The organism is Blastococcus sp. SYSU DS0973 (assembly GCF_054051055.1).
The window spans coordinates 227730-243548 of the sequence record NZ_JBJHAN010000004.1 but is presented as its reverse complement, the minus strand read 5'-3'; the positions used below and the strand labels follow the sequence as shown (position 1 = coordinate 243548).

The window sequence follows — 15819 nt, the reverse complement described above, 5'->3', positions numbered from 1 at the left end:
CACGGAGACGGCACGATCACCCCGGTGACCCACTCCTTCCCCGCCGGTTCCCCGGTCCCGGCCGTGCTCCCCGGCACGCCCGCTCCTCTCGGAGCGGCGTGGGACGGCCGCGGAACGAACTTCGCGCTGTGGTCGGCCGGGGCCTCCGCGGTCGACCTGTGCCTGTTCGACCCCGACGGCGCGGAGCGCCGGTACCGGCTCGAGGAGACCACCCACCAGGTGTGGCACGGCCGGCTGCCCGGGACCGGCCCCGGCCAGCGCTACGGCTACCGGGTGCACGGCGGCTACGACCCCTTCTCCGGGCTCCGCCACAACCCGGCGAAGCTCCTGCTCGACCCCTACGCCCGCGCGGTCGACGGCGAGCTGCGGCTGGACGGCGCGCTGTTCGGCCACCCCGTCGACGCGGTGGACTCCGCCGTCCCCGACGGCCGCGACTCCGCGCCGTACGTGCCCCGCAGCGTGGTGGTGCACGACCCGTTCCCGTGGGACGGTGACCGCCCGCTGCGCCGGTCGTGGTCGGACACCGTGATCTACGAGGCCCACGTCAAGGGCGCCACCGCCACGCACCCCGGCGTCCCGCCCCACCTGCGCGGCACCTACGCGGGCCTGGCGCACCCGGCGTTCGTCGAGCACCTGCTCGCGCTCGGGGTCACCGCGGTCGAGCTGCTGCCCGTGCACCACTTCGTCAGCGAGCCGCACCTGCTGCGCCGCGGGCTGACGAACTACTGGGGCTACAACACGCTCGGCTACTTCGCCCCGCACGGCGGCTACAGCTCGGTGGGCAGCGGCGGCGGGCAGGTGACCGAGTTCAAGACGATGGTCCGGGAGCTGCACGCCGCGGGCATCGAGGTGATCCTCGACGTCGTCTACAACCACACCGCCGAGGGCGACCACACCGGTCCGACGCTGTGCTTCAAGGGCATCGACAACGCCGGCTACTACCGCCTCGACGGCGACAACCCCGCCCGGTACACCGACTACACCGGCTGCGGGAACACCCTCGACGTGCGCCGGCCGGCGGTGCTCGGGCTGCTCATGGACTCGCTGCGCTACTGGGTCACCGAGATGCACGTCGACGGCTTCCGTTTCGACCTCGCCTCGGCGCTGGCCCGCTCGATGCACGACGTCGACCGGCTGTCGGCCTTCTTCGACGTGGTGCACCAGGACCCGGTGGTCAGCCAGGTCAAGCTGATCGCCGAGCCGTGGGACGTCGGGCCGAACGGCTACCAGGTGGGCAACTTCCCGCCCCCGTGGACCGAGTGGAACGGCAAGTACCGCGACACCGTGCGCGACGTGTGGTCCGGTGCGCACGTGGGGGTGCGCGACCTCGCCTACCGGCTGACCGGTTCGTCGGACCTGTACCGCTCCGACGGCCGCCGTCCGTTCGCCAGCATCAACTTCGTCACCGCGCACGACGGGTTCCCGCTGGCCGACCTGGTGGCCTACGAGCACAAGCGCAACGAGGCCAACGGCGAGGACAACCGGGACGGCGAGAGCCACAACCGGAACTGGAACTGCGGGGTCGAGGGCCCCACCGACGACCCTGCCGTGCTCGCCCTCCGCGCTCGCCAGGCGCGGAACCTGCTCGCCACCCTGCTGCTGTCCACCGGGGTGCCCATGCTCACCGCCGGCGACGAGCTGGGCCGCACGCAGCGGGGCAACAACAACGCCTACTGCCAGGACAACGAGCTGTCGTGGCTGGACTGGTCGGCGGTCGACGACGACCTGCTCGCCTTCACCACCCGGCTGGTGCGGCTACGGCGTGGAGCTCCCGTGCTGCGCCAGGAGGCGTTCTTCGAAGGCCACGAGCTGCCGGGCACGGGCGGTACCCGGGACCTGGCCTGGTTCGCTCCCGGCGGTGGCCAGCTCACCACCGCCGAGTGGTTCGACACCGGCCTGCAGACGGTCGGCATGTACCTCGACGGCCGTGGCATCCGGCACCGCGACGAGCACGGCCACCCGGTGGTCGACGACTCCTACCTGGTCCAGCTGCACGCCGGCCCGGACCCGGTGACCGTCACGCTGCCCGGACCCCCGTGGGCCGACGGCTACGAGCTGGCGCTCTCCACGGAGTACGCCCGCGGAATCCCGCCGGAGCCGACCTTCGTGGCACCCGGGCCGCTCGAGGTGCCCGGCCGCTGCGTCTGGCTGCTCCGGGTGGAACGCCGACCCTGAGACGGCGAGTGCGCAGTTGCTGCCGCCGACGCACGCGGACACGCCGCCGGCACCGGCGACGACTGCCCACTCGGCGAGCCGCTCGCGGTGCCCGGACGCGCCAGAGCCCCGGTCCTGGCGGGCGGACCGGGGCTCTGGCGCGACGCAGCTGCTGGTTACTCCTCGGGCTGCTCGAAGGTGATGACCGTCCAGCCGAGCAGCAGCCGGTCCCCGTCGGAGAGCGGGTGGGCCACCCCCGGCTCCAGCTGGGTCCACTCGGTCGCCTCCGGCCCGGCGACGTGGGTGCCGTTCAGCGAGCCCAGGTCGACCAGCGAGACCTCGCGGCCGGAGCGGGTGAGCGCGGCGTGCGCCGAGGAGAGCACGTTCTGGGTGTCGGCGATCGGCACCGCCCGGGCCGACCCGCTGGCCACCATCTCGTGGTTGTCGGGGCGCCGGCCGAGGACGAGGTCCTCGTCGACGGTGACGACCAGGCCGTCGTCGAAGCGCAGGATCGGCGCGGCGTCGGACGGGTCGGGCCGCCAGAACGCCGTCTGCTCGCCGGACTCCGGGTGCTCCGCGGAGGCGGCGGAGGACGCCCGGCTCGAACCGAAGCCGCCGGACTCGGGACCCGCGAACGACGACGCCGGCGCCGCGGCGGTCGCCGGGGCCGCTGCCTCCGCCGGCGCGGGGCCGGCCAGGTGCAGGGTGGCGCCGCCGCCGGGCACGGTGCCCTCGACGAGGTCGTAGCTCACGCCCGGCGGGGTGCGGGGGGCCGACTGGCCGGGCCCGACGTACAGCGACCGCCCCAGCGGGAAGCCGGCGGCGAGCGTGCCGCCGTCGACCGACGAGCCGGAGACGGGGACGCCGTCGACGGCCGGCTGCCCCTTGCCCGCCCACAGCGCGACACCGGTGCCGGCATCGGTGGTGAGGACGAGCGCGAACGAGGCGCTCCCGGAGGCGAGCGAGCTCACCTGACCGGCGACGGCGGCCAGGACGCGATCGGCGCCGGGGCCCGACACACCCAGGCAGGCGTGCAGAGCCGAGACCAGAGCGGGCGAGCCGGGAGCGTCGACCCACAGCAGGCCGCCGCCACGGCGGGCGACGACGGCATCTCCGGGGAGGACTTCACAGCGGTCGGGCATGGCGTCCAGCCTAGTGATGCACAGCCGGTCTGGCCTGTGCGCAGGAAACCGCCACGCCGGGGCATCAGGACGTCACGTGTGGTCACTGTGACCGCCGTGGTCCGAGTGTCCGCTGTGCTGCCGTCAGGCGGTGCTCACCACGCCGAGCTCCGCGGGGTCCGCCAGGTACCGGGAGTGCGGGAGGACCCGCACGGTGTAACCGAACGCCCCCGTCCGCTCGAGCGGGACCGTGGCCGTGAACCAGTGCCGGGAGCCGTCGGTGTGCTCGTGGCCCATGGGCACCGTCGTCACCTCGTGCAGCCCGTCGGCGTCGTCCACCCGGCCGTAGGCGGCCTGGACCTCCACGTCCGACGGCGTCAGCCCCGGCAGCTCGACCTCGGCCCTCAGCGCCAGGCTCGACCCGATCTCCGGGGTGTCCCCAGCGCCGGTCGCCTCGACGTGGGCGACCCGCACGTCGTGCCAGTGGGACAGCAGGTGGGACCGCCACGAGGCCTCGCTGCGCGCCGGCGCGTAGCCGTCGGTGGCCATCGCGCGGGCCGACCCCGCGGCGGGGACGTAGAGCACCCGGACGTAGTCGCGGACCATCCGGGTGGCCAGCACCTTGGGGCCGGTCTCCCGCAGCGTGTGCCGCACCATCTCCACCCAGCGGCCGGGGACGCCGTCCCGGTCGGTCTCGTAGAACCGCGGCAGCACCTGGTTCTCGAGCAGCTCGTAGATCGCCCGGGCCTCGACCTCGTCGCGGCGGTCGGGGTCGGCCACGCCGTCGGCCGTGGGGATGGCCCAGCCGTTCTGGCCGTCGAACCACTCGTCCCACCAGCCGTCGCGGATCGACAGGTTCAGCCCGCCGTTCAGCGCCGCCTTCATCCCGGAGGTGCCGCAGGCCTCCAGCGGGCGCAGCGGGTTGTTCAGCCAGACGTCGCAGCCCCAGTACAGGTAGCGGGCCATGCCGATGTCGTAGCCGGGGAGGAACGCGATGCGGTGCCGGATCTCCGGGTCGTCGGCGAAGGCGACCATCTGCTGGATGAGCCTCTTGCCGCCGTCGTCGGCGGGGTGGCTCTTGCCGGCGATGACCAGCTGGACCGGCCGCTCGGGGTCCAGCAGCAGCGCCTTCAACCGCTCCGGATCGCGCAGCATGAGGGTGAGCCGCTTGTAGGACGGCACCCGCCGGGCGAAGCCGATGGTCAGCACGTCGGGGTCGAAGGCGCCGTCGGTCCAGCCGACCTCCGCCTCGGTGGCCCCGCGCGACAGCGCGGTCTCCCGGATGCGCCGGCGCACCTCGTCGACCAGGCGCCCCCGCAGCAGGCGCCGGATACCCCACAGCTCGGCGGCCGGGATGCGGTCGACCCCGTCGAAGTGGACGTCGCCCTCGACGTCGACCGTGTCACCCTGGCTCGAGGTCTGGGTGCCCATCTCGACCAGCTCGCGCGCGGTCCACGTGGGGGCGTGCACACCGTTGGTGATCGACCCGATCGGCACGTCCCGCTCGTCGAAGCCGGGCCACAGGTCGTTGAACATCCCGCGGCTGACGTGCCCGTGCAGCATGCTGACGCCGTTGGCGCGCTGGCCCAACCGCAGCCCCATGTGCGCCATGTTGAACTTCGCCGGGTCCTCCTCGGCCCCGAGCGGCAGCAGCTGGTCCATGGGTACGCCGAACCCGGTGAAGTAGCGCTCGATGAGGGCCTTCGGGAACCGGTCGATGCCCGCCGGCACCGGCGTGTGCGTGGTGAACACGGTGCCCGCCCGGACGGCCTGCAGGGCCTCGGCGAAGGTCAGGCCGTGCGCCTCGGTCAGCTCGCGGATGCGCTCGACGCCCTGGAAGCCGGCGTGGCCCTCGTTGGCGTGGAACACCTCCGGCTGCGGGGTGCCGGTCAGCGAGCAGTACGCGCGCAGCGCCCGCACGCCGCCGATGCCCAGCAGCATCTCCTGGCGGAGGCGGTGGTCCTCGTCCCCGCCGTAGAGCCGGTCGGTGACCCCGCGCTCGATGGGGGTGTTCTCCTCGATGTCGCTGTCGAGGAGCAGCAGCGGGACGCGGCCGACCTGCGCCCGCCAGACGTGGGCGTGCAGGGTGCGGCCCTCGGGCAGCGGCACGTTGATGACGACGGCCGAGCCATCGGCCTGGCGCAGCAGCTTGATCGGCAGGCCGTGCGGGTCCAGCGAGGGGTAGTGCTCCAGCTGCCACCCGTCGGCCGACAGGCCCTGGCTGAAGTAGCCCGCCCGGTAGAGCAGACCCACGCCGATCAGTGGGACGCCGAGGTCGGAGGCGGCCTTGAGGTGGTCGCCGGCCAGGATGCCCAGACCGCCGGAGTACTGCGGCAGCACCTCGCTGATGCCGAACTCGGCCGAGAAGTAGGCGATCGTCGCGGGCGCCTCCGCCCCGAGCGACTGGTACCAGCGCGGGGTGGCGAGGTACTCCTCCAGGTCGTCGACGGCGTCGGTCAGCCGGCGCACGAAGCGTCGGTCCTTGGCCAGCGCCGCCAGCCGCTCGGCCGACACCTCGCCGAGCGCGCGGACCGGATCACCGCCGCAGCGCTGCCACAGGTCGGGGTCCAGGGCCTCGAAGAGGTCCCGGGTCTCGGCGTGCCACGACCAGCGCAGGTTGCTGACCAACTGGGACAGCGGCAGGAGCGGCTCGGGCAGAGCGGCACGGACGGTGAACCGACGGAGAGCTCGCACCGGGCGAGCCTAACGAGTTCCGGGCCCACCGGCAGGGTTCCCGCGAGGACCTGCCCGGGAGGGCCCCACCCCTTCCGGCCGCCCCGACGCGAGGGGCCGGTGCGCGGCCGAGATGCTGGTGGGGCGGCACCTCGATAGCGTGGCCGGGATGAATGGCCGCGCTGACCTCCGCCTCGGCATCACCGATGTCGCCCCCGTCGTGTCCTGCGGGTCCTTCTCGGCCCGCGCGGTCGTCGGCGAGCACCTGCCGATCACCGCGACCGTCTTCCGCGAGGGCCACGACGCCGTCGCGGCCGACGTCGTGTGGACCCCGCCCGAAGGGGACGACGCGGCCGCCCCCTTCCTCCGCATGGCGAAGCTCCCCCCGGAGCCCGACCGCTGGATCGCCGGCGTCGTACCCGACCGGGAGGGCCGGTGGACCTTCCGCGTCGAGGCGTGGAGCGACCCGCTCACGACGTGGAAGCACGCCGTCGAGGTCAAGGTCGAGGCCGGCCAGGGGCCCGAGGAGCTCGCCAACGACCTCGAGGAGGGCGCGCGGCTGCTCGACCGCGTCGCCGCCGAGGCCGACGGCGAGTGGCGCGACCGCATCACCGCCGCCGCCGGCTCGCTGCGCGACACCTCGCAGGAGCTGACCGTCCGCATCGCCCCCGCGCTCGCGGCGGGCCTGCAGCGGTACCTGCACGAGCACCCGGTGCGCGAGCTGGTCACCCGCTCCCCCGAGTACGAGGTGTGGGTCGACCGCAAGGAGGCCCTCTACGGGTCCTGGTACGAGTTCTTCCCACGCTCGGAGGGCCCCGTCGTCGGCGGGCGGCCCACGCACGGCACCTTCACCACCGCCGCCGACCGGCTGCCGGCGATCGCCGAGATGGGTTTCGACGTCGTCTACCTGCCCCCGATCCACCCGATCGGGAAGGTGAACCGCAAGGGCCCGAACTCCAGCCAGTTCCCCGGCGGCAACCCCTCCGACGTCGGCCCCGACGAGGTCGGCTCGCCCTGGGCGATCGGCAGCGACGAGGGCGGGCACGACGCCGTGCACCCGCAGCTGGGCACGATGGACGACTTCGAGGCCTTCGTGGCGCGCACCCGCGAGCTCGGCATGGAGGTCGCGCTGGACCTCGCGCTGCAGGCCGCGCCGGACCACCCGTGGGTCGCCGAGCACCCCGAGTGGTTCACCACCAAGCCCGACGGCACGATCGCCTACGCGGAGAACCCGCCGAAGAAGTACCAGGACATCTACCCGATCAACTTCGACAACGACCCCGAGGGCCTCTACGCCGAGGTGCTGCGGGTCGTGCGCGTGTGGATGGACGCCGGCGTGCGCATCTTCCGCGTCGACAACCCGCACACCAAGCCGCTGAACTTCTGGCACTGGCTGATCTGGGAGGTCAAGAAGACCGATCCGGACGTGCTGTTCCTGGCCGAGGCGTTCACCCGGCCGGCGATGATGCACCAGCTGGCCCGGATCGGGTTCACGCAGTCCTACACGTACTTCACCTGGCGCACCGAGCGGCAGGAGCTGGAGGAGTACGGCCAGGAGCTGGCCGCGAACTGCCACTACATGCGGCCCAACTTCTTCGTGAACACCCCGGACATCCTCCACGAGTCGCTGCAGTTCGGCGGCCCGCCGATGTTCAAGATCAGGGCCGTGCTCGCCTCGATGCTCAGCCCCACCTGGGGCGTCTACTCCGGCTTCGAGCTCTTCGAGCACGTGGCCGTGAAGCCGGGCAGCGAGGAGTACCTCGACAGCGAGAAGTACAAGCTGCGCCCGCGCGACTGGGCGGGCGCGGAGGCGTCGGGCCGGAGCCTCGCGCCGTACCTGCGCCGGCTCAACGAGGTGCGGCGGGCCCATCCCGCTCTGCAGCAGCTGCGCACCCTGCGGTTCCACCAGGTCGACAACCCCAACCTGCTGTGCTTCTCCAAGACGGACCCCGGCTCGGACGACGCCGTCCTCGTCGTCGTGAACCTGTCCAGCCGGGACACCCAGATCGGCACGACGGCACTGGACCTGCCGACCCTGGGCCTGGACTGGCACGAGCGTTTCGCGGTCACCGACGAGCTCACCGGCGCCCGGTACGACTGGGGCCAGTTCAACTACGTGGAGCTCGACCCCTACCGGGAGCCGGCCCACGTCTTCGCCGTCACCTTCCCGCGTCCCGTGCAGTTCCCGCCGCCGGTCGAGTAACCGGCCCTTTCCGACCGCACCTCCGATCCGAACGAGGCATTGGCGTCGATGAGCGTTCCCGTCCCCGACTCCCGCAGCAACCACTCCCCGCTCCCACCACCGGGCACCGACCCGGAGTGGTACAAGCGCGCGGTGTTCTACGAGGTCCTCGTCCGGGGCTTCGCCGACAGCAACGCCGACGGCGTCGGCGACCTGCGCGGCATGATCGACAAGCTGGACTACCTCCAGTGGCTCGGCGTCGACTGCCTGTGGCTGCCGCCGTTCTTCGCCTCGCCACTGCGCGACGGCGGCTACGACGTCAGCGACTACACCGCCGTCCTGCCGGAGTTCGGCGACATCGAGGACTTCCGCGAGTTCCTCGAGGCCGCCCACGCCCGCGGCATGCGGGTGATCATCGACTTCGTCATGAACCACACATCGGACCAGCACCCGTGGTTCCAGGCCAGCCGCAGCGACCCCGAGGGCCCCTACGGCGACTTCTACGTGTGGGCCGACGACGACACCGGTTACGCCGACGCACGGATCATCTTCGTCGACACGGAGAGCTCCAACTGGACCTTCGACCCGGTGCGCAAGCAGTACTTCTGGCACCGGTTCTTCTCCCACCAGCCCGACCTGAACTTCGAGAACCCGAAGGTCCAGGAGGCGATCATCGATGCCCTCCGGTTCTGGCTGGACCTGGGCATCGACGGCTTCCGGCTCGACGCCGTGCCCTACCTCTTCGAGGAGGAGGGCACCAACTGCGAGAACCTGCCACGCACGCACGAGCTCCTCAAGGAAGTGCGCAAGGTCGTCGACGCCGACTACCCCGACCGGGTGCTGCTCTGCGAGGCCAACCAGTGGCCGGCCGACGTCGTCGAGTACTTCGGCGAGAACGGCGACGAGTGCCAGATGGCGTTCCACTTCCCGGTCATGCCGCGCCTGTTCATGGCGGTGCGCCGGGAACAGCGCTTCCCGATCTCGGAGATCATGGCCCAGACGCCGGACATCCCCGACAACTGCCAGTGGGGCGTCTTCCTCCGCAACCACGACGAGCTGACCCTCGAGATGGTCACCGACGAGGAGCGCGACTACATGTGGGGCGAGTACGCGAAGGACCCCCGCATGAAGGCCAACATCGGGATCCGCCGCCGACTGGCCCCGCTCCTGGACAACGACGTCAACACCCTCGAGCTGTTCAACGCCCTGCTGCTGTCGCTGCCCGGCTCGCCGGTCCTGTACTACGGCGACGAGATCGGCATGGGGGACAACATCTGGCTCGGTGACCGCGACGCCGTCCGGACCCCCATGCAGTGGACGCCCGACCGCAACGGCGGGTTCTCCAGCGCCGACCCCCAGCGCATGTACCTGCCGCTGAACGGAGACCCCGTCTACGGCTACCAGGTCACCAACGTGGAGTCGCAGCTGCGCAACACCAACTCGTTGCTGCAGTGGGTCCGCCGGATGATCCAGGTCCGTGGCCAGCACCCCACGTTCGGACTCGGCAGCTACGCCGAGATCGGGTCGCGCAACCCCACCGTGCTGTCGTTCGTCCGCGAGTTCGGCGACGACGTCGTGCTCTGCGTCAACAACCTGTCACGGTTTCCGCAGCCGGTGGAGCTGGACCTGCGGCGGTTCGAGGGCTACACCCCCGTCGAGCTCACCGGCCGGGTGGAGTTCCCGCAGATCGGCGTCCTGCCCTACATGCTCACCCTCGCCGGCCACGGCTTCTACTGGTTCGAGCTGTCCAAGCCCACCGAGCCGGTTCCCGACGAGCACGAGGACTGGGCCAGCGCCACGTCGAGCGCCGTCGCCGACTCGCTGCTGGCCGCCGGTGTGGTGAGCGACGCCGACGAGACCCCGTCCGACGAGTCCGGAGACGCCCGATGAGCGCACTGGCCGAGCTGTTCCGTGAGTGGATCCCGCAGCAGCGGTGGTTCGGCGGCAAGGGCCGCGAATGGGCCGGCGTCACCGAGGAAGGCTTCTTCCTCGACCGCGGGAACCCGGTGCTCTCGGTGCACCGGGTGACCATCGAGTACACCGACGGCGCCCGCGACACCTACCTCGTCCCGCTGTCCTGGCGTGACCAGCAGTCCGAGGACCTGGAGACGGCACTCATCGGTTCGGTCGCCAACGAGGGGAACCAGACGTTCGCCTACGACGCGATGCGCGACCGGGAGGCCACGGCCCCCTGGCTGATCCACCTGGCCCAGGGCTCGTCGGTCGGCCCGATGCGCTTCTCCCCCGCGGACGAGGGGAACATCCCCGACGGCCTGCCCGGCGACATCATCTCGACCGAGCAGAGCAACACCTCCCTCGTCTACGGCCAGGAAGCCATCTTCAAGCTGTTCCGCCGGCTGGAGCCGGGGTTGAACCCCGACGTCGAGATCCACGGCGCCCTGCGCCGGACGGACAACGAGCACATCGCCCCGCTGCTGGGTCATGTCGAGATCGACGACCCCTCCGGCGGGGAACCGGCCACGGTCGCCATGCTGCAGACCTTCGTGCCGAACGCCAGCGACGGCTGGCGCCTGGCGACCGCGAGCGTCCGGGACCTGTACGCGGAAGGCGACCTGCACGCCGACGAGGTGGGCGGTGACTTCGCGGCCGACAGCGAGCGGCTGGGCGCGGCCACGGCGTCCGTGCACGCCGACATGGCGGCGGTCCTGCCGACGGAGGAGGCCACCTCGGAGTGGTTCGCCACCGTGTCCCGGCAGATGTCCGATCGGCTGGACGCGGCCATCGAGATCGTGCCCCAGCTGGCGGAGCACGCCGATGCGCTCCGCGAGGTGTACGCCGGCATCGTCGGCGCCGACGAGCGGGTGGTCCGCCAGCGGGTGCACGGGGACCTCCACCTCGGCCAGGTCCTGCGCACCGCGACCGGCTGGATCATCCTCGACTTCGAGGGCGAGCCGGCCCGACCGCTCGCGTCCCGCCGGGAGCTGGACAGCCCGCTGCGGGATGTCGCCGGCATGCTGCGCAGCTTCGACTACGCCGCCCGGCACCTGCTCGTCGAGCAGCCCGAGGACTCGCAGCGCGAGTACCGCGCCCAGGAGTGGGCGGCGCGCAACCGGGCCGCCTTCTGCGCCGGCTACTCCGAGGCCAGCGGGCTGGACCCGTGCGGGGAGTCACCACTCCTTCGGGCGTTCGAGGCCGACAAGGCGGTTTACGAGTGCGTCTACGAGGCGAGGAACCGTCCGCACTGGCTCATGATCCCGCTCCAGTCGATCGCCCGGCTCGCCGGTCGCGACTGAGCTCCCGAACCGACGGACCAGAGCACCGAGAACGGACGAGGACGGCGAGACGATGACGACCGACGACCGAGGCGAGAGCCACGTGGCCGGCAAGGACGATCTGCAGCGCGCCGTGGAAGAGAGGGTGGCCGAGGCCGAGGCCAACGGCGCCGGCCCGGTGGTCAACGCCGAGCCGGTGAAGAAGTCGACCCGGCGCACCGCCGCGAAGAAGACGGCCGCCGACGCGGGCACGACCGACGCCGCGGACGCACCGCCGGCCAAGAAGGCGGGGGCCAAGAAGGCGGCGCCCGCGAAGAAGTCTCCGGCGAAGCGGGCCCCGGCCCGGAAGGCGGCGGCCTCGGACACCCCCGTGCCCGCCGCGAAGCGGTCGACGGCGAAGAACTCCGAACCCGCTCCCACGGCCACCGAGGCCACCCCGGAACCCGGCGGCGACGACACCGAGACCACGGTCAACCCGGTGGTGTCCCCCGCGCCCGTCGCCCAGCCCGGCTCGCCGTCCGGCGCACCGGCCGGGCAGCCGGAGGCGCCCGACCCCGACCCGGCCACGCCGCCCACCCCCCAGGCGCCCGCCCAGGCCTCCGGGCTGTCCGGCGGCACCACCGCCGGTGCGGCCGAGGACGTCACGATCCAGACCCTCACCGACGAGGACCTGCGGGCGATCGTCGAGGGCTGGTCCCGCGATCCGCACCGCGTCCTCGGCGCCCACCGCACCGGGAGCGGCTGGGCGGTGCGCACGCTGCGTCCGGACGCCGTCGCCGTCGCCGTCCTGGACGAGGACGGCAGCCGCTACGACGCCGTCCGACTGCACGGCGGGGAGATCTACGAGGCGCGCCTCCCCCGCCAGCCCGGCGACTACCGCATCGAGGTGGTCTACGGGGACGGGTCGGGCGGCACCACCACGCACACCGTCGACGATCCCTTCCGCTGGCTGCCCACGCTCGGCCCGCTCGACGAGCACCTCATCCGCGAGGGCCGGCACGAACGCCTCTGGGACGTGCTCGGGGCACACGTCCGGCGCTACGAGACACCCCGCGGCACGGTGGAGGGCGTCTCCTTCGCCGTCTGGGCGCCCAACGCCCGCGGCGTGAAGGTGACCGGCGACTTCGACTACTGGCAGGCCCGCGCGTACCCGATGCGGCACCTGGGGTCCTCCGGCGTCTGGGAGATCTTCATCCCCGGCGTGCAGGCCGGTGTCCGGTACCGCTACCACGTCCTCGGCGCCGACGGCACGTGGCGGGAGAAGTCCGACCCGCTGGCGTTCGCCACCGAGGTGCCACCGCTGAACGCCTCCGTGGTCACCGAGTCCTCCTACCAGTGGAAGGATGACGCCTGGCTGGCCACCCGCGCCGAGGCGGGGTGGCACCAGCGGCCCATGAGCATCTACGAGGTGCACGCCGGGTCCTGGCGCCAGGGGCTCTCCTACCGGGAGCTCGCCGACGAGCTCGTCGACTACGTCGTCTCCGCCGGCTTCACCCACATCGAGTTCATGCCGCTGGCCGAGCACCCCTTCGGCGGCTCCTGGGGCTACCAGGTCACCTCCTACTACGCCCCCACCTCGCGCTTCGGCAGCCCGGACGACCTGCGGTACCTGATCGACCGCGCCCACCAGGCCGGGATCGGCGTCATCGTCGACTGGGTGCCCGCGCACTTCCCCAAGGACGAGTGGGCGCTGGCCCGCTTCGACGGGACGCCGCTGTACGAGCACGGCGACCCGCGCCGGGGCGAGCAGCTGGACTGGGGCACCTACGTCTTCGACTTCGGCCGGTCCGAGGTCCGCAACTTCCTGGTCGCCAACGCGCTGTTCTGGGCCAAGGAGTTCCACGTCGACGGCATCCGCGTCGACGCCGTGGCCTCGATGCTCTACCTGGACTACTCCCGCGACGAGTGGCTGCCGAACAAGTACGGCGGCCGGGAGAACCTGGAGGCGGTGGCCTTCCTGCAGGAGTTCAACGCCACCGTCTACCGCGAGGTCCCCGGCGTGGTGACGATCGCCGAGGAGTCCACCGCCTGGCCGGGTGTCACCCGGCCCACGCACCTCGGCGGCCTGGGCTTCGGCTTCAAGTGGAACATGGGCTGGATGCACGACTCGCTGGCCTACGCCGAGCGGGAGCCGATCTACCGCAGCTACCACCACGGCCAGCTCACGTTCTCGATGCACTACGCCTACAGCGAGAACTACGTCCTGCCGATCAGCCACGACGAGGTCGTCTACGGCAAGGGCTCCATGTTGCGGAAGATGCCCGGCGACCGGTGGCAGCAACTGGCGAACCTGCGCGCCTACCTGGCGTACATGTGGGCCCACCCGGGCAAGCAGTTGCTGTTCATGGGTTCGGAGTTCGCGCAGGACTCCGAGTGGGCCGAGAGCCGCTCGCTCGACTGGTGGCACCTGGACGACCCGGCGCACCGCGGCGTCCTGCAGCTGGTGACCGATCTCAACGGCCGCTACAAGGAGGTCGACGCCCTCTGGTCCCTCGACGTCGATCCCACCGGCTTCCAGTGGATCGACGCCAACGACGCCTCGGGGAACGTGCTGTCGTTCCTCCGCTACGGAGCCGCGCCGCAAGCGGCGGCGGGCACCGCCGACGCCGAGGCGGTCGGTCCGGCCGGCGCCGTCGAGCCGGCCGCGCCGCAGGGGTCGGCGCTGGCCTGCGTCGTCAACTTCTCCGGCAGCCCCCACCACGAGTACCGGATCGGCCTGCCCCGGCCCGGGCAGTGGCGGGAGCTCCTCAACTCCGACGCCGAGGGCTACGGCGGCTCGGGGGTCGGCAACTACGGCGGTGTCGAGGCGGTGGCCCAGCCGTGGCACGGTCAGCCGTACTCGGCGACCATCTCCGCTCCGCCCCTCGGCACCGTCTGGTTCCTGCACGAGGGCTGATCGCCCGTCGCCTCCTCCGGCCGCGCCGCTCCGGTGCGGCCGGAGTGCCGCCGGTCGCCCGGTGCACCGGGCATGCTGTGCCGCGCGCGCCCGGCCGGGTGGGCACCCGCCGGGCACGTGGAGGAAGCGCCGGGATGAGGCCGCTACTGCGCCGGATGACCCCCGTGGTCGTCGCGGGACTGGTGCTCACCGGCTGCGCCACCGGGACCGTCCGCGGCCAGGCCTCCCCCGGGCCCGGTGAGCCGGTCGACGTCCCCGCCCAGGACTTCCCCGTCACCGGGGTCAGCGAGGAGCCCATCGACCAGTTCGCCCGGAACGCGCTGGCCGATCTGGAGGCGTTCTGGACGCAGGCCTACCCGGCGCACTTCGGCGGGCAGTACACCCCGCTGGCGGGCTACTTCTCGGTGGACTCCGCAGACCTCGACGAGAGCGCCTACCCGGAGACCGGCATCGGCTGCGAGGACTCGTCCACCGCACCCGAGGACGTGGCCGGGAACGCCTTCTACGACCCCGTCTGCGACGTCATCGCCTACGACCGCTCGCTGCTGCAGGAGCTCTCCGACGACCACGGCCGCTTCCTCGTCCCCGTGGTCATGGCCCACGAGTTCGGGCACGCCATGCAGGGCCGCTTCGGCTTCGCCGCGTCCGGTCGCAGCATCCAGGACGAGACCCAGGCCGACTGCCTGGCCGGGGCGTGGACGCGCTGGGTCGCCGACGGCGGGTCCCGCCACCTGTCCCTGCGCGAACCCGAGCTCGACGACGTCGTCCGCGGGTTCCTGCTGCTGCGCGACGACGTCGGGAGCGACCCCGACGACGTCGAGGCGCACGGCTCCTACTTCGACCGGGTCTCGGCGTTCTACGACGGCTTCGACACCGGCCTGGCCACCTGCCGCGACGCCTTCGGCGAGGACCGGCTGTTCACCGCGGCCGAGTTCCAGCCGACCGACCTCGACCAGGGCAACGCCGCATTCGACGACATCGTGACGTGGGTGGGGACGACGCTGCCCGCCTTCTGGGGCGAGGCCTTCCCCGATGCGCTGGGCAGCGAGTTCGACGCCCCCGAGGTCGCCGGCTTCCGAGGGGATGCGCCCGACTGCGCGGGGCTCGAGGACCGCGACCTGGGCTACTGCCGGGACGACCGGACCGTCTACATCGACGAGAGCGAGCTCGCGGTGCCCGCCTACGACGAGATCGGCGACTTCGCGCTGGCCACCGCCATGGCGCTGCCCTACGCCCTGGCGGTCCGCGACCAAGCCGGCCTGTCGGTCGATGACGGCGCGGCGATGTGGTCGGCGGTCTGCCTCACCGGCTGGTACGAGGCTCAGTGGTACGACGACGCCTTCGGCGAGCTGCTCGAGGCCGAGATCAGCCCCGGCGACCTGGACGAGGCCGTGCAGTTCCTGCTGCAGTACGGCGTCGACGACCGGGTCTTCCCGGACGTCGACACGTCGGGCTTCGAGCTGGTGGGCGCCTTCCGGACCGGCTTCCTCGACGGCGGGAAGGCCTGCGAGCTCGGCGGCTGACCCGCGCGGCGTTTGCGACCGCCCGGCGACGGTGATC

General features: G+C 72.2%; 8 protein-coding genes. 6 read left to right on the top strand and 2 right to left on the bottom strand.

What is annotated here, in order from left to right:
* Nucleotides 1-24: 24 nt before the first annotated feature.
* Nucleotides 25-2175, top strand: a complete 2151-nt coding sequence (gene glgX / locus ACI791_RS09730) for a glycogen debranching protein GlgX (RefSeq protein WP_456585862.1) — start codon at nucleotides 25-27, stop codon at nucleotides 2173-2175.
* Between the two features lie 155 nt (nucleotides 2176-2330).
* Here glgX and ACI791_RS09725 read toward each other — a convergent pair whose 3' ends face one another.
* Both ACI791_RS09725 and glgP read right to left on the bottom strand, forming a co-directional pair.
* The gene (locus ACI791_RS09725) at nucleotides 2331-3296 is read right to left on the bottom strand and encodes an FHA domain-containing protein (RefSeq protein WP_456585861.1); all 966 of its coding nucleotides are present in this window, start codon (nucleotides 3294-3296) and stop codon (nucleotides 2331-2333) included.
* Nucleotides 3297-3419: 123 nt separating this feature from the next.
* Nucleotides 3420-5969 carry an alpha-glucan family phosphorylase gene (gene glgP, locus ACI791_RS09720; RefSeq protein WP_456585860.1) on the bottom strand — a complete coding sequence of 850 codons (2550 nt, stop codon included), beginning with the start codon at nucleotides 5967-5969 and terminating at the stop codon, nucleotides 3420-3422.
* 148 nt (nucleotides 5970-6117) lie between these two features.
* Here glgP and ACI791_RS09715 point away from each other — a divergent pair, with 148 nt between their 5' ends.
* The 5 genes from ACI791_RS09715 to ACI791_RS09695 all read left to right on the top strand — a co-directional run bounded on the left by ACI791_RS09715 (nucleotide 6118) and on the right by ACI791_RS09695 (nucleotide 15782).
* A complete protein-coding gene (locus ACI791_RS09715) occupies nucleotides 6118-8151 on the top strand; it encodes an alpha-1,4-glucan--maltose-1-phosphate maltosyltransferase (protein WP_456585859.1) in 2034 nt (677 codons plus the stop codon).
* Between the two features lie 48 nt (nucleotides 8152-8199).
* The gene (gene treS, locus ACI791_RS09710) at nucleotides 8200-10020 is read left to right on the top strand and encodes a maltose alpha-D-glucosyltransferase (protein ID WP_456585858.1); all 1821 of its coding nucleotides are present in this window, start codon (nucleotides 8200-8202) and stop codon (nucleotides 10018-10020) included.
* Nucleotides 10017-11384 (top strand): maltokinase N-terminal cap-like domain-containing protein, encoded by a 1368-nt coding sequence (locus ACI791_RS09705; protein ID WP_456585857.1) that lies wholly within the window; start codon nucleotides 10017-10019, stop codon nucleotides 11382-11384. The genes treS and ACI791_RS09705 overlap by 4 nt, the downstream gene beginning before the upstream one ends.
* A gap of 52 nt (nucleotides 11385-11436) precedes the next feature.
* On the top strand, nucleotides 11437-14259 hold the full coding sequence (glgB, locus tag ACI791_RS09700) for a 1,4-alpha-glucan branching protein GlgB (RefSeq protein ID WP_456585856.1): 2823 nt from the start codon (nucleotides 11437-11439) through the stop codon (nucleotides 14257-14259).
* A 134-nt stretch (nucleotides 14260-14393) separates the two neighbouring features.
* Nucleotides 14394-15782 carry a neutral zinc metallopeptidase gene (locus tag ACI791_RS09695; RefSeq protein ID WP_456585855.1) on the top strand — a complete coding sequence of 463 codons (1389 nt, stop codon included), beginning with the start codon at nucleotides 14394-14396 and terminating at the stop codon, nucleotides 15780-15782.
* Nucleotides 15783-15819: the final 37 nt, after the last annotated feature.

Excerpts from the sequence above, each read along its gene's own strand:
- ACI791_RS09725 (WP_456585861.1), bottom strand. The coding sequence starts at position 3,296 with ATGCCCGACCGCTGTGAAGTCCTCCCCGGAGATGCCGTCGTCGCCCGC.
- ACI791_RS09715 (WP_456585859.1), top strand. The coding sequence starts at position 6,118 with ATGAATGGCCGCGCTGACCTCCGCCTCGGCATCACCGATGTCGCCCCC.
- treS (WP_456585858.1), top strand. The coding sequence starts at position 8,200 with ATGAGCGTTCCCGTCCCCGACTCCCGCAGCAACCACTCCCCGCTCCCA.
- ACI791_RS09705 (WP_456585857.1), top strand. The coding sequence starts at position 10,017 with ATGAGCGCACTGGCCGAGCTGTTCCGTGAGTGGATCCCGCAGCAGCGG.
- glgB (WP_456585856.1), top strand. The coding sequence starts at position 11,437 with ATGACGACCGACGACCGAGGCGAGAGCCACGTGGCCGGCAAGGACGAT.
- ACI791_RS09695 (WP_456585855.1), top strand. The coding sequence starts at position 14,394 with ATGAGGCCGCTACTGCGCCGGATGACCCCCGTGGTCGTCGCGGGACTG.